This is a genomic window from Haliea sp. (assembly GCF_041395985.1).
In the GTDB taxonomy this organism is placed as follows: domain Bacteria; phylum Pseudomonadota; class Gammaproteobacteria; order Pseudomonadales; family Halieaceae; genus Haliea.
Map to the genome: position 1 here is coordinate 141,432 of NZ_JAWKZJ010000005.1, position 19,585 is coordinate 161,016.

The 19,585-nt window shown below is 61.9% G+C and carries 19 protein-coding genes, 1 tRNA gene and 1 pseudogene; 15 read left to right on the forward strand and 6 right to left on the reverse strand.

Features of this window, described 5'->3' with window-relative positions; all coding sequences use genetic code 11:
* Window positions 1–44 precede the first annotated feature (44 nt).
* From ychF to R3E49_RS10965, 4 genes are all read left to right on the forward strand, one after another.
* On the forward strand, window positions 45–1,139 hold the full coding sequence (ychF, locus tag R3E49_RS10950; protein ID WP_371295085.1) for a redox-regulated ATPase YchF: 1,095 nt from the start codon (window positions 45–47) through the stop codon (window positions 1,137–1,139).
* Window positions 1,140–1,150: 11 nt separating this feature from the next.
* Window positions 1,151–2,026, forward strand: coding sequence for an N-carbamoylputrescine amidase (aguB, locus tag R3E49_RS10955; RefSeq protein WP_371295086.1), 876 nt, complete (start codon window positions 1,151–1,153; stop codon window positions 2,024–2,026).
* Window positions 2,023–3,129, forward strand: a complete 1,107-nt coding sequence (gene aguA, locus R3E49_RS10960) for an agmatine deiminase (RefSeq protein WP_371295087.1) — start codon at window positions 2,023–2,025, stop codon at window positions 3,127–3,129. The genes aguB and aguA overlap by 4 nt, the downstream gene beginning before the upstream one ends.
* 64 nt (window positions 3,130–3,193) lie before the next feature.
* A tRNA-Met gene (locus R3E49_RS10965) sits at window positions 3,194–3,270 on the forward strand.
* A 34-nt stretch (window positions 3,271–3,304) separates the two neighbouring features.
* On the opposite strand, the gene R3E49_RS10970 is transcribed toward R3E49_RS10965, so the two are convergent.
* Both R3E49_RS10970 and R3E49_RS10975 read right to left on the reverse strand, forming a co-directional pair.
* Window positions 3,305–4,438, reverse strand: coding sequence for a tyrosine-type recombinase/integrase (locus R3E49_RS10970; protein WP_371295088.1), 1,134 nt, complete (start codon window positions 4,436–4,438; stop codon window positions 3,305–3,307).
* A 214-nt stretch (window positions 4,439–4,652) separates the two neighbouring features.
* Entirely contained in the window at window positions 4,653–5,519 is an 867-nt protein-coding gene (locus R3E49_RS10975) for a phage integrase N-terminal domain-containing protein (RefSeq protein WP_371295089.1), read from the reverse strand.
* 893 nt (window positions 5,520–6,412) lie between these two features.
* Between R3E49_RS10975 and R3E49_RS10980 the strand changes: the two genes are divergently transcribed.
* The 5 genes from R3E49_RS10980 to R3E49_RS11000 all read left to right on the forward strand — a co-directional run bounded on the left by R3E49_RS10980 (window position 6,413) and on the right by R3E49_RS11000 (window position 11,307).
* Complete coding sequence (locus R3E49_RS10980; RefSeq protein ID WP_371295090.1) at window positions 6,413–7,336, forward strand: transposase; 924 nt, start codon at window positions 6,413–6,415, stop codon at window positions 7,334–7,336.
* A gap of 244 nt (window positions 7,337–7,580) precedes the next feature.
* A complete protein-coding gene (locus R3E49_RS10985) occupies window positions 7,581–9,185 on the forward strand; it encodes an esterase/lipase family protein (RefSeq protein ID WP_371295091.1) in 1,605 nt (534 codons plus the stop codon).
* A 55-nt stretch (window positions 9,186–9,240) separates the two neighbouring features.
* Window positions 9,241–9,447, forward strand: a complete 207-nt coding sequence (locus tag R3E49_RS10990; protein ID WP_199917100.1) for a transposase — start codon at window positions 9,241–9,243, stop codon at window positions 9,445–9,447.
* 48 nt (window positions 9,448–9,495) lie between these two features.
* Window positions 9,496–9,651: a hypothetical protein gene (locus tag R3E49_RS10995; protein ID WP_371295092.1), complete on the forward strand. Its 156-nt coding sequence runs from the start codon at window positions 9,496–9,498 to the stop codon at window positions 9,649–9,651.
* 108 nt (window positions 9,652–9,759) lie between these two features.
* A complete protein-coding gene (locus R3E49_RS11000; RefSeq protein WP_371295093.1) occupies window positions 9,760–11,307 on the forward strand; it encodes an IS91 family transposase in 1,548 nt (515 codons plus the stop codon).
* Between the two features lie 107 nt (window positions 11,308–11,414).
* On the opposite strand, the gene R3E49_RS11005 is transcribed toward R3E49_RS11000, so the two are convergent.
* Window positions 11,415–11,735 carry an NAD(P)/FAD-dependent oxidoreductase gene (locus R3E49_RS11005; protein ID WP_371295094.1) on the reverse strand — a complete coding sequence of 107 codons (321 nt, stop codon included), beginning with the start codon at window positions 11,733–11,735 and terminating at the stop codon, window positions 11,415–11,417.
* A 70-nt stretch (window positions 11,736–11,805) separates the two neighbouring features.
* Here R3E49_RS11005 and R3E49_RS11010 point away from each other — a divergent pair, with 70 nt between their 5' ends.
* Both R3E49_RS11010 and R3E49_RS11015 read left to right on the forward strand, forming a co-directional pair.
* The gene (locus R3E49_RS11010; protein ID WP_371295095.1) at window positions 11,806–13,035 is read left to right on the forward strand and encodes a sterol desaturase family protein; all 1,230 of its coding nucleotides are present in this window, start codon (window positions 11,806–11,808) and stop codon (window positions 13,033–13,035) included.
* Window positions 13,032–13,622 carry a hypothetical protein gene (locus R3E49_RS11015; RefSeq protein ID WP_371295096.1) on the forward strand — a complete coding sequence of 197 codons (591 nt, stop codon included), beginning with the start codon at window positions 13,032–13,034 and terminating at the stop codon, window positions 13,620–13,622. The genes R3E49_RS11010 and R3E49_RS11015 overlap by 4 nt, the downstream gene beginning before the upstream one ends.
* Window positions 13,623–13,626: 4 nt before the next feature.
* Here the strand turns inward: R3E49_RS11015 and cobA are convergent, their stop codons facing one another.
* The 3 genes from cobA to R3E49_RS11030 are packed head-to-tail and all read right to left on the reverse strand — an operon-like array spanning window position 13,627 to window position 15,529.
* Window positions 13,627–14,433, reverse strand: coding sequence for a uroporphyrinogen-III C-methyltransferase (cobA, locus tag R3E49_RS11020; protein ID WP_015061188.1), 807 nt, complete (start codon window positions 14,431–14,433; stop codon window positions 13,627–13,629).
* Window positions 14,430–15,335, reverse strand: a complete 906-nt coding sequence (gene ybiB / locus R3E49_RS11025; protein WP_371295097.1) for a DNA-binding protein YbiB — start codon at window positions 15,333–15,335, stop codon at window positions 14,430–14,432. Before ybiB ends, cobA begins: the two co-directional genes overlap by 4 nt.
* 23 nt (window positions 15,336–15,358) lie before the next feature.
* Complete coding sequence (locus R3E49_RS11030; protein ID WP_371295098.1) at window positions 15,359–15,529, reverse strand: hypothetical protein; 171 nt, start codon at window positions 15,527–15,529, stop codon at window positions 15,359–15,361.
* Between R3E49_RS11030 and R3E49_RS11035 the strand changes: the two genes are divergently transcribed.
* The 4 genes and pseudogenes from R3E49_RS11035 to R3E49_RS11050 all read left to right on the forward strand — a co-directional run bounded on the left by R3E49_RS11035 (window position 15,521) and on the right by R3E49_RS11050 (window position 19,492).
* Complete coding sequence (locus R3E49_RS11035) at window positions 15,521–17,374, forward strand: esterase/lipase family protein (protein ID WP_371295099.1); 1,854 nt, start codon at window positions 15,521–15,523, stop codon at window positions 17,372–17,374. The genes R3E49_RS11030 and R3E49_RS11035 overlap by 9 nt on opposite strands.
* Window positions 17,375–17,429: 55 nt before the next feature.
* Window positions 17,430–17,636, forward strand: a complete 207-nt coding sequence (locus tag R3E49_RS11040; protein WP_199917100.1) for a transposase — start codon at window positions 17,430–17,432, stop codon at window positions 17,634–17,636.
* A gap of 48 nt (window positions 17,637–17,684) precedes the next feature.
* Entirely contained in the window at window positions 17,685–17,840 is a 156-nt protein-coding gene (locus R3E49_RS11045) for a hypothetical protein (protein WP_371295092.1), read from the forward strand.
* A 108-nt stretch (window positions 17,841–17,948) separates the two neighbouring features.
* Window positions 17,949–19,492, forward strand: a pseudogene (locus R3E49_RS11050) (IS91-like element ISPps1 family transposase).
* Window positions 19,493–19,585 lie beyond the last annotated feature (93 nt).

Sequence of the window (19,585 nt, forward strand, 5' to 3'; positions counted from 1 at the left end):
ACACTCGCCCCCTCACACTCGCACCGTAGAAACAGGATTCAAACATGGGTTTCAAATGTGGAATTGTCGGGCTGCCCAATGTCGGCAAATCGACCCTCTTCAACGCCCTCACCCGGGCCGGCATCGATGCCGAGAACTTCCCGTTCTGCACCATCGAGCCCAATGCCGGTGTGGTGCCGGTACCGGACCCGCGCCAGAAGCGTATTGCCGAGATCGTCAAACCCCAGCGCGAGGTGTCGACCACCATGGAGTTCGTGGACATTGCCGGGCTGGTCGCCGGCGCCTCCAAGGGTGAGGGCCTGGGCAACCAGTTCCTGGCCAATATCCGCGAAACCGATGCCATCGCCCACGTCGTGCGCTGCTTCAATGACGACAACGTTATCCACGTGGCGAACCGGGTCGACCCCCGGGCGGACATCGACGTGATCAACACCGAGCTGGCCCTGGCCGACCTGGAGAGCTGCGAAAAACAGCTGCAGCGGGTGACCCGCAACGCCAAGGGCGGTGACAAGGAGGCGATCGCCCTGAAAGCGCTGCTGGAAAGCAAGCTGCTGCCGCACCTGAACGAAGCCCTGCCGGTGCGCTCACTGGCGTTTGATGACAACGAGCGGGCACTGGTGAAGACCCTGCACCTGCTCACGGTCAAGCCCACCATGTACATCGCCAATGTCGACGAGGAGGGTTTTGAGGCAAACCCCTACCTCGACACCGTGCGCGAGATCGCCGCCAGCGAGGGCGCTGTTGTCGTCGCCATCTGCAACAAACTGGAGTCAGAGATCGTCGAGCTGGAGGATGCCGAGCGGCAGGAATTCCTGCAGGATCTGGGTATGGAAGAGCCGGGACTGGACCGGGTTATCCGTGCCGGCTACCAGTTGCTCAACCTACAGACCTACTTCACGGCAGGTGTGAAGGAAGTCCGCGCCTGGACCGTACGCGTAGGCGCAACCGCCCCGGAGGCCGCCGGGGTTATCCATACGGACTTCCAGAAGGGCTTTATTCGCGCGGAGGTCATCAGCTACGAGGACTTTATCACCTACAAGGGCGAGCAGGGCGCCAAGGACGCGGGGCGCTGGCGCCTTGAGGGCAAGGACTATATCGTTCAGGATGGTGACGTTATCCACTTCCGATTCAACGTGTAGGAGTGAAGCCCATGGCACGCACCGTGACCGTCGCCGCCACCCAGATGGCCTGCAGCTGGGACCGGGCGGCAAATATCGCCAATGCTGAACGCCTGGTGCGGGAGGCGCACCGTGCTGGCGCGCAGGTCATCCTCCTGCAGGAGCTGTTTGAAACCCCCTACTTCTGCCAGAAACCGGATGAGGACCACATGCTGCTGGCCACAGCAATGGCAGAAAATCCCGCCATCCGGCATTTTCAGGCCGTAGCACGAGAACTGCAGGTGGTGCTGCCAATCAGTTACTTCGAGCTCGCCGGTCGTGCCCGCTTCAATTCAGTGGCCATTGTCGATGCCGACGGCAGCCTGCTCGGCAACTACCGCAAGAGCCATATCCCGGACGGCCCCGGCTACCACGAGAAGTTCTACTTCAATCCCGGCGATACCGGTTTCAAGGTCTGGAACACCCGTTATGCCCGCATCGGCGTGGGCATCTGCTGGGATCAGTGGTTCCCGGAAAGCGCACGCAGCATGGCACTGCTGGGCGCCGAACTGCTGTTCTACCCGACCGCCATCGGCAGTGAACCCCACGACCCCAACATCCACTCTCGCGACCACTGGCAGCGGGTGCAACAGGGCCACGCCGGCGCCAACCTGATGCCCTTGATTGCCAGCAACCGCATCGGTCGTGAAGTTCAGGAAGACAGCGACATCACCTTCTACGGGGGCTCCTTCATCGCCGACCATACCGGTGCACTGGTACAGCATGCGGATGGCGCCCACGAGAGCGTGCTGGTAGAAACCTTCGACCTGGACGCCATCGAGAAGATGCGCACGGCCTGGGGCGTTTTCCGCGACCGCCGGCCACCGCTCTACGCGCCCATCAACACACTGGATGGCGAACACGCGTGACTCCGCAACCCGGCACACCACGCGCCGACGGCTACTACATGCCGGCGGAATGGGCCCCGCATACGCGGACGTGGATGCTCTGGCCAGAGCGCCCCGACAGCTGGCGCACAGGCGCCGTGCCCGCGCAGGCCGCTTTCAGGGCGGTTATCGCCGCCATCGCGCGCTTCGAACCGGTAACCGTAGGCACCTCGCAGGCGCAATTCCTGAACGCCTCGACACAGCTGGCTGACATCCCGAATGCTCGCGTTATTGAACTCTCCAGTGATGACGTCTGGATGCGCGACTGCGGCCCGACCTTTGTGATCGACCATGCGGGCGGCCTGGCAGCCGTAGACTGGGATTTCAACGCCTGGGGCGGTCACGATGGCGGCCTTTACCCCACCTGGGACATCGACAGCCAGGTCGCGCGGAAAGTGGCCCAACTGGAGGGCGTCGCGCGCTACGCGACCCCCGGCTTCGTGCTGGAAGGCGGCTCCATTCATGTGGACGGGGAAGGCACGCTGATCACCACCGCGGAATGCCTGCTGCACCGCAACCGCAACCCGGGACTGTCACAGGATGTGATTGAGACCTACCTGCGGGACTACCTGGCGGTCGACACCATCATCTGGCTGCCACAGGGCATGTACAACGATGAAACTGACGGCCACATCGATAACTTCTGCTGCTTCGTGGCACCCGGCGAGGTCCTGCTCTGCTGGACCGATGACGCCGCCGATCCCAACTACAGCCGCTGCCGGGCTGCGCTTGCGGTGCTGGAGAACAGCCGCGACGCCAAGGGTCGCTCACTGCGCGTGCACACCATTCCCATTCCTTCGGCCCGCTACGCCGTTCTGGAGAGTGAGGGTGGCGCCATCGGCCAGGTGCCGGATGAACAGGGGCGACCGGAGCGGCTGGCCGCCTCTTACGTCAATTTCCTCATCGTCAATGGCGGCGTGGTGATGCCCGGGTTTGACGACCCGATGGATGCGGTGGCCCGCAAAACGCTGGAGAAGCTTTTTCCGGAGCGCGAGGTAGTGATGGTGCCGGGCGGGGAAATCCTGCTCGGAGGGGGCAATATTCACTGCATCACGCAACAGCAGCCACAGCCGACAGGCGCTTGACTTGCCCCGGCAAAATTAGGAAAATGCGCGCCTTCTCGGGACAGCAGTCCCAGGCGCTCATTGTGGCTACGTAGCTCAGCTGGTTAGAGCACAGCATTCATAATGCTGGGGTCGCTGGTTCAAGTCCAGCCGTAGCTACCATTTTCAATCTAAAAATCAATAGCTTAAAGAGCACTCAAACCATTTTACGGTTCTCCCTCCTCCCGATTGCGGGAGATTTGCGGGAGTTTTCACTCTTGATCAAGGTCAGGGTCGGTGCCGAGCTACCCGACCAGCTCACTTTTTCCACCGCCTCTATCAATTCTCCGATTTCAGCTGCGGAATAGTGCGTCGTGATCTGGCCGTTTTTATGGCCCAGGAGCACCTGCCGGGTTTCATGACTGACGCCTTTGGCCCGCAACCGGCGACCGAAGGTATGTTTCAAATCATGTACCCGCACTTGCGGCAATCCAGCCTCCTTCCTTGCCCTGCGCCAGGCCTTGGTGTTGATACGATCGACCGACTGACCCCTCGAGTAGGTAAATACATACTCCGGGTTCCTGCCGCGCTGCCGATTGATCACCGCCCGCGCTTCGGCATTCATCACCACCAGTCGATCCTCACCATTCTTAACACCGCCACCCGGGATAACAAAGACACTGGTTTTCAGCTCTGGAATCGATACCTCCCAATTCCACCGCAGGCAAACCACTTCCTGCTCCCGCGTTCCGGTGTTGACCTTGAACAATGCCATTTCCCTCAAATGTTCCGGCAGGCGCGCAAACAACCCCGTTTGCTCGTCCCAGGATAAGGGATACGGCTTGCGGGCATCGTCACAATCGAGTAATTGCAGCAAAGGGGCCGTTTCGAGCCAGGTCAAACCGGACTCATCCCGCCACAATCGGACGGCCAGAGTCAGAATTCGCCGCACCACCGCCAGATCACGGTTGATGGTATTGGCTCGCATACCTTGCTCACGACGATGCTGGATGAACGACTCCAGCGTACCCTGATGGACCTGGCGCAAAGGCAGATCACCTATGTGCGGGTCCAGAATTTTCAGGGATTGTGCGTAGCGGCCAATACTGCGCTTATGCCGGTAATCCAGCAAAAACCTGGTGGCCGCCTGCCGAAAACTGCGCTCCGGTCGAATACCATAAACAGTCGCCTTGCGCAGCTCTTCCAATCGTCTAATCAGGTACCGTTCCGCTTCCTCGAGCTCGCTTGTGCCAGTGCTCTCGTGAAGTCGGCCATATCCTTTGATGCATTTATCGATGTGCCAGATGCCCTGGGTGCCTCTCTTGTAGAGGCCCGGGATTCGCTTTGACATAGGAAATCTCCTCTATGCTTAGGCGAACACCCACAGCGGTTTATATACTGCTTCGCCCAGGCGTCCATTTCAAGCCGATCAAAGGCTATGCCTTGCTTGCCGATGGGAATCGCAGTCAGCTCTGCCCGAACCTCGCGATTGAATCGATTCTTGTCCATGCCCAGGTAGGCCGGGGCATCGCGGAGTCGGATCAGGCGGGGCTGGATCTGCATGGCTATCGACCCAGATAAACCGCGGTAATCTGCTCGCGCTGGTGGCCGATTTCTGCACTGATAATCAGCCGCGCCTGCTGATCGGACTGCCGTTGAGCCTCAGTCAGTTGCTCTCTGGTCGGCCCGCCCGCGTGGGGCGAGGGCCAGCCGGTGAGCTCCCGGTAGCGCTGCTGGGCATAGGCATGGCGCAAGCCGTGCATCTTCGACAAGCCGGCATTGGCAGTGTGGCGCTCGTAGATCCTGAGCTGCTCGATGTATTGCCGGCCCCGGGGGATCAGGGAGCCGAAACCGGCCAGGCGCTTGGCCTGTTCCAGCAGTGCGCGCTGTTCCTGACTGCGGATGGGAACGGACCGTTCTTTTCCGCCCTTGGTCCAGCTGGCCTTGAGCTGCAGGTGGTCGCCCCGATCCGCCCAGCGGGGCTGGATCTTGAGGGCCTCCTCTCGTCGGAGCCCGAAGGCCTGCTGCAGGCGCAGGCTCATTCTGACGTGTTCGTCCTTGACCCGGGTGAGCTGTTCCCGGGTCAGGTCTTTGGCCTTGCTCTGGTCGGACACAAACTGCCGGTCCGGTATCCCATAATGATCGTTGGAGCTGGCCACCACGGCCCGCTTGTTGACCTTCTCGGCCCACCAGCGCAAGGAACTCATCCGGTTCTTTATGGTCCCGGGTGAGAGATTTTGGCCCAGCCAGTGGTCCACCAGGGCCTGGATATGCTTCTGTTTGAGTGACGTGGCCTTCATCTGCCGGAAGCCCAGGTCGTGTAACTGGTTGGCGATGGAGCTTAACTGTCGCTCCCGGCCCACCCGAGTTTCAAAGCTGCCTTCGTGGCTGTGCTTGCATAACATTTTCAGTTGGTAGTTCAGGTCTCGCATAGTGCTATTTCCTTGGGTGAGTGTTTCTGATCACCTGGCAACAGAAGCTGCGCAGGCCCGCTGTGCGGTACGATCACGGGACACCAATCCCGGTTGACCTGAATGTGTCTGGCCATAGACAACACGGTGTGTTTCCTAATGGAAACTGGCCCGTGCCAACCAACGGTTATCCAGCCTGAGGCCGGAATAGATTTACCTCCTTTCTTAGAAAAACAGAACGCACTGACCGCCAGCGCGTTTGCAGGGTTGAAGAAACTGTTGAATATCCAGGGCACGAGTGCCCTGTCACCAACAGCGGTTGTGTAACAGATCCCCGTAACCAGCGGGAGAGATTGGAAGGCGCGGTACCCGGACTTGCGGCACCCGATGGTTCGAAGATGGACCCGGTCATCACTGACCGCTGCGTCACATGTGGTCCTGACTGACGCTTTCGGCGGATTCCAAAACTACCGGACTCTGCCTGCCCCGTTTGCGAATGCAAGGTGGGGTCCTCCTTGCCACTTTTCCGCAGTGGCCGCGTTTTAGTGGGTCCACTATACGAACACGGAATACGGGCGTCACAAAGAATTCGACCCGAACCGGGGGTGGTTTTTCTCGGATACCTGATGTGCTGATTATCCGGAGCCGATCCGAAATTATGCATTGGCTACTCTGAAAGCAGTTTCGAGCCCGAAAATCCTCAGATACTGTTACTTTGCGGGATGCTTCCAGTGGAACCACCCCGAAATTACGTGGAGCAGGCGCGCCACTGCGTTTTTGCTCTTGAGTGCGGGCGCCCACGTCACTACCCGCATTCGCTCTGTAGTGACGTGGGCAGCGAGTGTCTTACACCTTCTTCCCCTCGGCAACCTACCGCATCGGATGAATCGCGACAGGCTCGCGGGCCACTTCGGATGTGGCATTATCCGGCCTCCCGATACAGGCTGGTTTGTTCGGTTCAACTGATCAGCCAGCGCGTCGGCCGCTGCCTCGAACGCCAGGGCTTGCTGGAACAGGACACCGAGAGTGCCTGGCTGGACCTCGACCCCGCCGAGGATACCGATGCCATGCCCCAGATTCTGGGTAGTTCCGTCTCGTATCGAATCGCCGTTGGTCCCCAGCAAGGGCGAAAGGCCTTCATGATTCGCACCATCCGGCCACTGGAGCGCCCCGATCCAGGACTGGAGCGGGTGGCCAAGGCCAATGGCTTCTCTCTGCACGCCGGTGTCAGCTGTGAGGGGCATCAAAAAGACAAGCGTGAACATCTCTGCCGGTATATTGCCCGCCCTGCCGTGGCAGTTCCCCGCCTTTCACTGAGTGCCACTGGCAAGGTGGTTTACACCCTGAAGACACCGTACCGGGATGGAACGACACAGGTGGCCTTCGACCCGGTGGATTTCATTGCGCGGTTAGCTGCTCTGGCACCAAAACCGAGGGTCAATCTCACCCGCTACCACGGCGTCCTGGCACCGAACCATCGCTGGCGAGGGCTGGTCACACCAGCCAGGCGCGGTAAAGGCATCAAGTCCATCTCCAACGCAGAAGTCCGCACATCCGCCGAGCGTCATGCCGCAATGACCTGGGCTCAACGGCTAAAGCGTGTTTTCAATATAGACATCAGGGTCTGCGCCCGCTGCGGTGGACCTGCCAGGGTCATCGCGTGTATCGAGGACCAGGACGTCATCGACCGGATCCTGGACCACCTGCGCCAGAAGGAACAGGAAACGCCGGCTCGGCCATTGCTAGTGCCACCGACCAGAGCGCCACCTGGGGCGTTGCCGCTTTTCGCTGGGAAGGATTCCAGCACAACAGCACTACACCAGCAAGGAAGCCAGTGAAAACCGCATGGCATGAGCTGTTGCGTACTCTCGTTCAGGAATGAACGGATTTGAATGGCATGCTCAACGCCGCGAACAGGGTTTTCGGGTCAATAGCAGGAAACTTCGACAGGTCAGCAGGTCCAGTCGACACAATCAGCGAGGATGTCTACTCTCGATAGGCCGTTAATATTTCCTATCCTTGGTTGCCACGGATAGACGCCTGGCTGCACTGTCCGAACTATGGCTGGCGCAGGCTCAGGCCATGAAGCCCGGTTCAGCGCAGCAAGCCGCCTGGCTTGAGACGATTCGCTATGCCTATGCTTATCTGTTCCTTGGTGACCATACTCCGGGAGAGCGGGCCTTCGAGGATCGCCAGACCCAAGTGCGGGATTGGTATAACTATGCCGTCGAGCATGCGGCCACCGGCATGTTCGAAGTTCGGCAACAAATGCCGACGCAGTTGTCCGACCAGACCAGTTGGAACATTGCAGGCTGGGAACTGAAGCTGGATATGCGCGGCGCGCGCTTACCGGGCAGTACGGCGGTGCCAGCCGAACTCCTGCCAGCCTCGTCCCTGTCTTTCCGTGGATTGCGTAGCCTCTACCGGCGCGACGGCTTTGGCGCCGAGCTTGTGGCGGTCATTCCGGACGAGTCCCTGAGCGCCGCCCCAACTCGGGGTGGTCGCCCAGCGGCAAAACATGATCAGCAACCGCTGCCCTGGAGCGAGATGCCCGCGCCGTCCATGACGGTTCTGCTGCATCCCGACGGAGACAACTTGGACAGCGTGCTGCATGCTCGTACAGCCCGTCTGACGGTGCATGACCCCTATGTGGAATCGGCCATTATGCTGCGCGGCCAACGTGTGCCGCTGGCGGCCAATTTCACGGCCGGCTATGGCGTATGGCTGGCCCGTGCCAATTTCAACCGCCAGTCGCTGCGCAGCCTGCTCGGGCGCGAGGGTGGCATCGACCGCCCGCACGTCTACTTGATGCAGCCCTACGATCCGAACAGGCGGATCATCGTCATGCTGCACGGACTGGCCAGCAGCCCTGAAGCCTGGGTGGAACTCGCCAACGAAATCCTGGGCGATGAGGCCCTGCGCCAGCATTACCAGATCTGGCAGGTCTACTACCCGACCAACATGCCAGTCGCGTTGAACCACGCCATGATTCGCAGGGCGCTCGGGGATACGCTGACGCATTTCGACCCATCCGGCCAAGCGCCGGCGTCGTCCGACCTCGTGCTGGTGGGGCATAGCATGGGCGGGGTCATCGCGCGGTTGATGGTGTCGTCAACCGATCAATCGCTGGTGCAATTGGCTGCGGATCACAGTCGGTTGACGCCGCAGCAGATCAGGCGCATTGATCCCATGTTGCGCTTCGAGCCCTTCCCGAATGTCAGCAGTGCCATCTTCATCGCGGCGCCTCATCGGGGCACATCGGTCGCGGGTGGACGCCTGGGGCGCTGGATGGCGGGATTTATCCGCTTTCCCATTACGGTGCTCGAAGAACTCGCCCATACACTGACACCCAATGCGGCCGCCAGCAGCCGTGAAAGCCTGGGGCATATCCCCAATAGCGTCGACAATCTCGACGAAAACGATCCATTCGTGCGCACGGCTGCGGACTTTCCCATCTCTACCCAGGTGCGCTATCACTCGATCGTGGCCCAGGCCAATGCCGAAGTGGCCCTCGCTGATTCCGATGATGGTCTCGTGCCTTATCGCAGCGCACATCTTCCCGGCGCACAGTCCGAGAAAGTCATTATTTCGGGGCACAGCGTGCAACAGAGCGCGGCCGCGATACTGGAGATCCAGCGTATTCTGAGAGAGGACATGGCTCTGCGGGAAGCGCATTTACAGCCATAGACAACTGCCATCTGCTGTGCGCGGCCGAGCTGATTTCGGATTTCGTATGGGCGTAATGCATTCATCTGAATGCGCAAAGAGCATCAGACTTACTGTTGCCCGCTCGACGCTGGCACAGTGGGTCGGTGCGTGCGGCGCGCAACTGCAGCCGATGGTAAAGGCGCTGGATGACGAACTGCGTCGCCACGTGGTGCTGCACGCCCACGAGACGCCGATGCTCAAGCCCAAGCATCTTGGCGACGGCAAGGCGTACCCAACGTGATCCGCCGTCTGGCGGCGACCCAGCGATCGCCTTGGCCATCGAGATGACATGATTGGCGAGATCGCCTTGGCCATCGAGATGGGCGCCGACGCAGTGGACATCGGCAAGACCATCCACCCGCATCCGACGCTGGGCGAGAGCATCGGCATGGCGGCGGAAGTGGCGCATGGCAGCTGCACGGATGTGCCGCCTGCGCGCAAGTAAGTCCGCAGCCAAGCTACCCTGACAAGGCCCGAACTGGCGACGGTTCGGGCCTTGTGCTTTGCGTACCCAAACAATCGCCGCAGAATACTGTGCATTTGTACAGTATTCATGCCAATCACTGCAAAACCCAAACTCTACAACCCACGCCACCCCGAACGCACGCTGCTCTACCAAACGGTAGCCGAGCACTACGAGACCTGGCTAGAGTTGGCCAGCGCGGGTCAGTTCGACGGCCAGGGCGACCACCACACCCCCAAGCCCTTCGTGCGCAAAGCGTTTGCCAAGTATCTGGAGTGCGGCATCTTTGCCCATGGCTTTGCCCGCGCTCGCTGCGGCGACTGTGGGCACGACTACTTTGTAGCCTTCTCCTGCAAAGGCCGGGGAGTCTGCCCCTCGTGCACCACCCGGCGCATGGTGGAGACAGCAGCGCACCTGAACGATCACGTATTCCCCCGCCTGCCGGTGCGCCAGTGGGTGCTGTCGGTTCCCAAGCGGCTTCGTTACTTCATGCAGCGCGACGGGCCAGTGCTCAATATGGTGCTGCGCATCTTCCTGCGGGTGATTGCGCAAAGCCTGCAGGCGCACTGCATTGGCGCGGCCAATGCAGACAAGGCAAGCCTGCACATCGGCGCAGTTGCCTTCATCCACAGGTTCGGCTCCAGCCTGAACGAACACGTCCACTTCCACGTCTGTGTGGTGGACGGGGTGTTTGAGGAGGTGGCAGGCGAGGGCAGCGCTGATGCCGCAATGCAAGTCTCTGCGTCAGGTGTCGTATTCCACCCTGCCACCGGCATCGATGCGACACCCGTGGCACAAGTGCAGACCACACTGCAAAAACGTATCCTGCGCGCCTTTGTGGGCCGTGGGCTGCTGGAGAACTTCGAGGCAAAAGAGATGCTGGGGTACAAACACAGCGGTTTCTCGGTGGATGCCGGGGTGTGCATTGAATCCCACGACCGTCCAGGCCTTGAGCGGCTCTTGCGCTATTGCGCCCGCCCACCCTTTGCGATGGACAGGCTGCGCAAAGAGGGTGCTGAGCTGGTGTACCGCTGCGGCAAGCAGCGCAGCGAACCCACCAGCGACAAGCGCGGTGCCAAGGTTGATGAGCTGCACCTCACACCGCTGGAGCTGATCGACCGCATCGCCGCGCTGGTGCCACCGCCACGCACCCACCGGCACCGCTACTTTGGTGTGCTGGCACCAAACTCGCCGCTGAGAGCGGCGGTAACGGCGCTGGCCCAGCCTGCTGCGTCGCAACCAGCCACGGTGGAGACTGCACAACCTGGCGCGGGCGTACCTGGGGTGGCGGCGCCGGGCAACGCGGCCACACCCACACCCGAACCTGAAGCACGCCCGAAGCGAGCGGCGCATTACTTGTGGGCGGTGCTGATTGCCCGCATCTACGAGGCATTTCCGCTGCTGTGCCCCATGTGCGGTGGGCAGATGCGCATCATTGCCTTCATCACCCACAGCGCCGAAATCCGCCACATCCTGAACCACATCGGGGTGGAGTCTGCCCCCCCGCACATCACCCCGGCACGCGGGCCACCGCTGTGGGAGGGCTGCGACGCGCCGGTGGATGATGGTGCGCAAGGCGAGCCGGATTGGGATCTGGCAGCTCAACCCGACGAGGTAGACCAGCGCGTCAATTGGTGACCCAGTGAAGCGGCGGTATCCATCGCTGCGGGGAAGCAGCTGCGCGCGCGCCAGGCCCAAATGCATACTGCCTCCCAAGCTCTTGCCATTGAGCGGCAAGCGAGCGCTCAACCTTCCTTGGCCGAACGTGTTTCGAGGCCCAAAACTCGTGCCATACTTGGCCTCATGCGGTTGAATTTCCTATCCGTGGCCGGGGTGAAACGCGACAGGGCTGACTTGGCAAAACGCGGGTTGTCGCTGAGGAAATTGGCCGCCGTGACGTCCATGTTGGTGAAGTTGGCGCGGCCACCGCCCGAGATGCGGATTTTTTCGGCCACCTTTTCGCTGTGGTCCAGCACCAAAACCTTCAAACCCAATTGGCCCGCTACCCCGGCACAAAACAGGCCGGCCGCACCGGCACCCACGATCACAACATCAAAACTTTGCATGGGCTGCAGTGTATACTTTCAACGATGACGGTACCCGATACAGAGGCGCTGCATAACGAGAGACAAAACCATGAATCCCATTGTTTACGCCATACCCGTATTCATGCTCACCATCCTGCTCGAGGCCTGGGTGGCCCGGCGGCGCGGTGTGGCGGTCTACGACATTCCCGACGCCATCACCAGCCTGCACCATGGCCTGTTGAGCCAGGTGACCAACGCCTTCACCAAGATCGCCACGCTGGGCATCTACATCGCGGTGTATGAGGCCTACCGCTTTACCGAATGGTCCATGAGCAGTATTCCGCTGTGGATTCTGGCCCTGGTGCTGTACGACCTGTGTTACTACTGGGCGCACCGCATGGGCCACGAGGTCAATGTCATGTGGGCCTCGCATGTGGTACACCACTCGTCGGAGTACTACAACCTGTCTACCGCACTGCGGCAGACCTCTACCGGTGCGTTATTCGGCTGGGTGTTCTACCTGCCCCTGGCGGTGCTCGGTATCCCGTGGCAGATGCTGGTGATCGTGGGCCTGATCGACCTGCTGTACCAGTACTGGGTGCACACCGAGCTGATTGGCCGACTGGGCATACTGGATCGCATTCTGGTGACGCCCAGCAACCACCGTGTGCACCACGGCCAGAACGACTACTGCATCGACAAGAACTATGGCGGCATCCTGGTCCTGTGGGACCGTCTGTTCGGCACCTTTGCCGACGAGCGCGATGACGAGAAAATTTGCTACGGCATCCGCAAGCCGCTGCACAGCTTCAGCCCGATCAAGGGCAACCTGCACTACTACGCCGACCTGTGGCAGATGTCCCGTGCGGCAAAAGGCTGGCGCGCCAAGCTGGGTGTCTGGGTGGCGCCACCGGGCGGCTGGACCGACGAACCCATCGAACATTTCGAGCCCCGCACCTTTACCCGCTTTGATGTGCAAACCCCCGCGCCGCTGCGCTGGTACGTGGCGCTGCAGTGCGCGGTGCTGGTGCCTTTTGTTTCGCATTTCATCGGTGTGGCTAAGGGTCTGGACAGAGGCACGGCCGCGGTGTACGCGCTGGGCATTCTGGTCACGGCGGTGGCGCTGGGGGCGCTGCTTGAGCGTTTTGTCTGGGGCAAGTGGCTGGAGCAGGTGCGTCTGCTGGCGCTGGGTGTGTCGTTCGCCGCCGTGCCGCAGTGGTTTGGCTTTGAGGCGCCGCTGCTGCTCAAGGGTGCATTGCTGGTGTTGTGTGTGGGCAGTGTGGTCTGGCTGAATCGCCAGTCCGTCGCCCCTGCCAACGCGGTGGGAGTGGCAGCATGAACCCGGACGCCTTGTCGGATCTGGTGCTGCTGCTGGTGTGTGCTGCCATCCTGTGGTTTCACCTGCGCCAGCGGCCTGCTGTGGCAGTGGCTGCCGGCCTGATCGGTTTGGCGGCCTGCCTGGGTGTGCTGCGGTATTCGGGCTGGGCCGAGATGCTGGGGCCACACCGTTTCACCAGCCTGCTGGCCGCCTGTGCTGCGTTTCCGTTGCTTGCATCAGGCCTGCGCTGGCCGGATGCGCCGCTGGCCACACGTGGCGCGGCGGTCGGGCGTTTTGTGCTGGTCGTGGGGGGTGTCGGCATCGTGCTGACGCTGGCCGGTCTGGTGCTCTGGTCGCAGGTGGTGCCGGGCGTGTGCGCGCTGGTGATTGCCTGGACGGCGGTGCAGCAGCGCAATACCTGGGGCATGGCGGGCACGCTGGCTTTGTTGGGCAGCTTTGTGGTGGCGGCTACTGGCAAGGCCGACAGCAACTACCTGGGACTCTTTAACAACGTGCAGTTGATGCACTACAGTCTGGCGCTGGCCTTGGCGCTGCTGGCGGTGGGGGCCACGCGCACACCACAAAACCAGCAGCTCGCGGCTGCCTGAACGCTCAGGCGGTGCGCGTCTGGCCCAGGGGTTCCCGTTCGGGGACCTGGGCTGCGGCCAGCAGGCCCTGCATCACATCACCGACCACGATGACGCTGGGGCTGGCCAGGCCTTCGCGGGCGATGGTGGTCTGCAGCTCACCCAGCGTGCAGACCGCATGGCGCTGCGTGGGCAGGCTGGCGTTGTGCACGATGGCCACGGGGGTGGTGTCGGGCAGGCCGTACAGCAGTTCGTCCTGGATGTGGGCGGCACCGCTCACACCCATGTAAATCACCAAAGTCAGCTTGGCCTGGTAGGCCGTGTGCGCCAGCGCGCGCCAGTCGGTACCGGTGTCGCCGGGCTTGGCGTGGCCGGTCACAAACACCACGCCATGCGCGTGCTCGCGGTGCGTCAGCGGCACGTTCAGTGAGGTGACCGCGGCCAGGCCAGACGTGATGCCGTTGATGACGCTGACGCGTATGCCAGCGGCTTGCAGGTTTTCTACCTCTTCACCACCACGGCCAAAGATGAACGGGTCACCACCCTTGAGGCGTACCACGTTCTCGCCTTCGAGTGCGGCGGTGACCATGAGCTTTTCGATAAACGACTGCGGTGTCGACTTGCAGCCCCCGCGCTTGCCCACGTGCACGATACGTGCTTCGGGGGATGCGTAGGCCACGATGGCTTCGTTGACCAGGTCGTCCACCATCAGCACCGTGGCGGCCTGGATGGCTTTGAGCGCTTTGAGGGTCAGCAGCTCCGGGTCGCCCGGGCCGGCGCCGACCAGGGTGACCTGGCCTGCCGCGTTGGAGTCGGAGAGATCGTGTTTCATAGTGATTCGACTAACTGCAAGATGTGGGCCACCTGTTGCGCAATGGGGGCGGGTACGGGCTGTGCGCCGGTCATCACACTTTGAATATAGGCTGCGGTGGTGGCTGCGTCCAGTTGCGTGGGCAGGTTGGGCAGGCTGGTCAGCGGGCCGGCCTGGTGCTCCTGCAAGGTAAAGGTCTGGCCGTTCACAAAGGCCTGCATCGTGGGCGTGCGGCGCGGGTCGGCCACGGCCTCGCCCTCGGTGCCGCGCAGCAGCAGGGCGTTGGCATGGGTGAGTGCAAAGGTGGCGGCCATGGAGATCGCGTATTCGGGGTGGGTGTAGCTGCTGACGATCAGGCTTTTGCCCACGCACGGGTTCATGAGCTTGACCAGGCTGTGTGCCGGGTTGCGCAGGTTCACCACGCGGCGTACCTCCAGCAGGCGTTGCAGCCCGGGGCACAGCAGGGCGGTGGGGACAAACGCCACCTCACCATTTGCTATCTTTTGAATAGCTGCTTGCGCAGGTATACCAAGGGCTGCGAGCACTTCTGACGTAAAAACCCGGGTGGACTCGGTGGCCGTGCCGTGGATCAGCACCGGCAAGCCCTCACGGGCCAGCAGCAACGCCAGCAGCGGTGTCAGCAGCGGCAGCTTGCGCGCGCCGTTGTAGCTGGGGATGACCACCGTGGGCCGGTCGCTGGCGGGCAGGTGCTGCAGGCGCGCAGCGGTGGCGTCCAGAAAACCGGCCATTTCTTCAGCGGTTTCGCCCTTGATGCGCATGGCCAGGCAAAAGGCGCCAATCTCCAGATCGGTCACTGTGCCGTCCAGCACCTGACCGAACAGGTCCGTCGCCTGCGCGCGGTTCAGCGCGCGGGCACCGTCCTTGCCGCGTCCGATTTCCTTGATGTATTTGCCAATGGCCATAGGGGGCTTGTCTCTGTTCTGGGTCAGGCCTGAAACTGCGCCAGGTCCTGGGCGGAATAATCCCCCCGCAGCGTGCCAACGCAGTACTGCAGCCAGGTCTTGGAGAGCTGGCACAACACGCCCGGTGTTTCTCCGGCAGCGGCATCAAAGCGCACCACCGCGTCCACCATGGAGGGAGCTGCATTGTGCGGCATGTTGATGGCCTGCAATTGTCGGCGGTCCAGATCCAGCATGGCACCCAGCCGGTCCACCCGCAGCGCAAACTCGACGCGGCTGCGACTGTCCAGACCATCAGGGTGGCGGCATTGGATGAGCAGGCATGCGCAAAGCCGATCTCCTCGGAGTGCGCGGAGGCCTTGGCTACCGTGACGGGGGTTGCCACGGATAGACGCCTGGCTGCACTGTCCGAACTATGGCTGGCGCAGGCTCAGGCCATGAAGCCCGGTTCAGCGCAGCAAGCCGCCTGGCTTGAGACGATTCGCTATGCCTATGCTTATCTGTTCCTTGGTGACCATACTCCGGGAGAGCGGGCCTTCGAGGATCGCCAGACCCAAGTGCGGGATTGGTATAACTATGCCGTCGAGCATGCGGCCACCGGCATGTTCGAAGTTCGGCAACAAATGCCGACGCAGTTGTCCGACCAGACCAGTTGGAACATTGCAGGCTGGGAACTGAAGCTGGATATGCGCGGCGCGCGCTTACCGGGCAGTACGGCGGTGCCAGCCGAACTCCTGCCAGCCTCGTCCCTGTCTTTCCGTGGATTGCGTAGCCTCTACCGGCGCGACGGCTTTGGCGCCGAGCTTGTGGCGGTCATTCCGGACGAGTCCCTGAGCGCCGCCCCAACTCGGGGTGGTCGCCCAGCGGCAAAACATGATCAGCAACCGCTGCCCTGGAGCGAGATGCCCGCGCCGTCCATGACGGTTCTGCTGCATCCCGACGGAGACAACTTGGACAGCGTGCTGCATGCTCGTACAGCCCGTCTGACGGTGCATGACCCCTATGTGGAATCGGCCATTATGCTGCGCGGCCAACGTGTGCCGCTGGCGGCCAATTTCACGGCCGGCTATGGCGTATGGCTGGCCCGTGCCAATTTCAACCGCCAGTCGCTGCGCAGCCTGCTCGGGCGCGAGGGTGGCATCGACCGCCCGCACGTCTACTTGATGCAGCCCTACGATCCGAACAGGCGGATCATCGTCATGCTGCACGGACTGGCCAGCAGCCCTGAAGCCTGGGTGGAACTCGCCAACGAAATCCTGGGCGATGAGGCCCTGCGCCAGCATTACCAGATCTGGCAGGTCTACTACCCGACCAACATGCCAGTCGCGTTGAACCACGCCATGATTCGCAGGGCGCTCGGGGATACGCTGACGCATTTCGACCCATCCGGCCAAGCGCCGGCGTCGTCCGACCTCGTGCTGGTGGGGCATAGCATGGGCGGGGTCATCGCGCGGTTGATGGTGTCGTCAACCGATCAATCGCTGGTGCAATTGGCTGCGGATCACAGTCGGTTGACGCCGCAGCAGATCAGGCGCATTGATCCCATGTTGCGCTTCGAGCCCTTCCCGAATGTCAGCAGTGCCATCTTCATCGCGGCGCCTCATCGGGGCACATCGGTCGCGGGTGGACGCCTGGGGCGCTGGATGGCGGGATTTATCCGCTTTCCCATTACGGTGCTCGAAGAACTCGCCCATACACTGACACCCAATGCGGCCGCCAGCAGCCGTGAAAGCCTGGGGCATATCCCCAATAGCGTCGACAATCTCGACGAAAACGATCCATTCGTGCGCACGGCTGCGGACTTTCCCATCTCTACCCAGGTGCGCTATCACTCGATCGTGGCCCAGGCCAATGCCGAAGTGGCCCTCGCTGATTCCGATGATGGTCTCGTGCCTTATCGCAGCGCACATCTTCCCGGCGCACAGTCCGAGAAAGTCATTATTTCGGGGCACAGCGTGCAACAGAGCGCGGCCGCGATACTGGAGATCCAGCGTATTCTGAGAGAGGACATGGCTCTGCGGGAAGCGCATTTACAGCCATAGACAACTGCCATCTGCTGTGCGCGGCCGAGCTGATTTCGGATTTCGTATGGGCGTAATGCATTCATCTGAATGCGCAAAGAGCATCAGACTTACTGTTGCCCGCTCGACGCTGGCACAGTGGGTCGGTGCGTGCGGCGCGCAACTGCAGCCGATGGTAAAGGCGCTGGATGACGAACTGCGTCGCCACGTGGTGCTGCACGCCCACGAGACGCCGATGCTCAAGCCCAAGCATCTTGGCGACGGCAAGGCGTACCCAACGTGATCCGCCGTCTGGCGGCGACCCAGCGATCGCCTTGGCCATCGAGATGACATGATTGGCGAGATCGCCTTGGCCATCGAGATGGGCGCCGACGCAGTGGACATCGGCAAGACCATCCATCCGCATCCAACCCTTGGCGAATCCATTGGCATGGCGGCGGAAGTGGCGCATGGCAGCTGCACGGATGTGCCGCCTGCGCGCAAGTAAGTCCGCAGCCAAGCTACCCTGCCAAGGCCCGAACTGGCGACGGTTCGGGCCTTGTGCTTTGCGTACCCAAACAATCGCCGCAGAATACTGTGCATTTGTACAGTATTCATGTCAGCCACTTCCAAGCCCAAGCTCTACAACCCACGCCACCCCGAACGCACGCTGCTCTACCAAACGGTAGCCGAGCACTACGAGACCTGGCTAGAGTTGGCCAGCGCGGGTCAGTTCGACGGCCAGTGCGACCACCACACCCCCAAGCCCTTCGTGCGCAAAGCGTTTGCCAAGTATCTTGAGTGCGGCATCTTTGCCCATGGCTTTGCCCGCGCTCGCTGCGGCGACTGTGGGCACGACTACTTTGTAGCCTTCTCCTGCAAAGGCCGGGGAGTCTGCCCCTCGTGCACCACCCGGCGCATGGTGGAGACAGCAGCGCACCTGAACGATCACGTATTCCCCCGCCTGCCGGTGCGCCAGTGGGTGCTCTCCGTGCCCAAGAGGTTGCGGTACTTCATGCAACGCGACGGAGCGGTGCTGAGCATGGTGCTGCGCATCTTTCTGCGGGTGATCGCACAAACTCTGCAGACCCACAGCCCCGGTGCGGCCCATATGGACAAGGCAGGCCTGCACATCGGTGCCATCGCCTTCATTCACCGATTCGGCTCCAGCCTCAATGAACACGTCCACTTCCACGTTTGTGTGGTGGACGGGGTGTTTGAGGAAGTGGAGGGCGAGGGCGATGCTGATGCGACCCCTCGAATCTCATCGCCGGGTGTCATCTTTCACGCGGCCACCGGCATCGATGCGGCTACCGTGGCCCCAGTGCAGACCACACTGCAAAAACGCATCCTGCGCGCCTTCGTTGCTCGGGGCCTGCTGGAGAACTGTGACGCCAAAGACATGCTGGGCTACAAACACAGCGGCTTCTCGGTGGACGCCGGTGTCTGCATCGAAGCCCACGACCGCGCTGCGCTGGAGCGGCTGCTGCGCTATTGCGCGCGTCCACCGTTTTCCATGGAGCGCCTACGCAAAGAGGGAAGCAAACTGGTGTACCGCTGTGCCAAACAGCGCAGCGAGCCCACCAGTGACAAGCGTGGTGCCAAGGCAGATGAGCTGCACCTCACACCGCTGGAGCTGATCGACCGCATCGCCGCGCTGGTGCCACCGCCACGCACCCACCGGCACCGCTACTTTGGTGTGCTGGCACCAAACTCGCCGCTGAGAGCGGCGGTAACGGCGCTGGCTCAGCCTGCTGCGTCGCAACCAGCCACGGTGGAGACTGCACAACCTGGCGCGGGCGTACCTGGGGTGGCGGCGCCGGGCAACGCGGCCACACCCACACCCGAACCTGAAGCACGCCCGAAGCGAGCGGCGCATTACTTGTGGGCGGTGCTGATTGCCCGCATCTACGAGGCATTTCCGCTGCTGTGCCCCATGTGCGGTGGGCAGATGCGCATCATTGCCTTCATCACCCACAGCGCCGAAATCCGCCACATCCTGAACCACATCGGGGTGGAGTCTGCCCCGCACATCACCCCGGCACGCGGGCCACCGCTGTGGGAGGCTGCGACGCGCCGGTGGATGATGGTGCGCAAGGCGAGCCGGATTGGGATCTGGCAGCTCAACCCGACGAGGTAGACCAGCGCGTCAATTGGTGACCCAGTGAAGCGGCGGTATCCATCGCTGCGGGGAAGCAGCTGCGCGCGCGCCAGGCCCAAATGCATACTGCCTCCCAAGCTCTTGCCATTGAG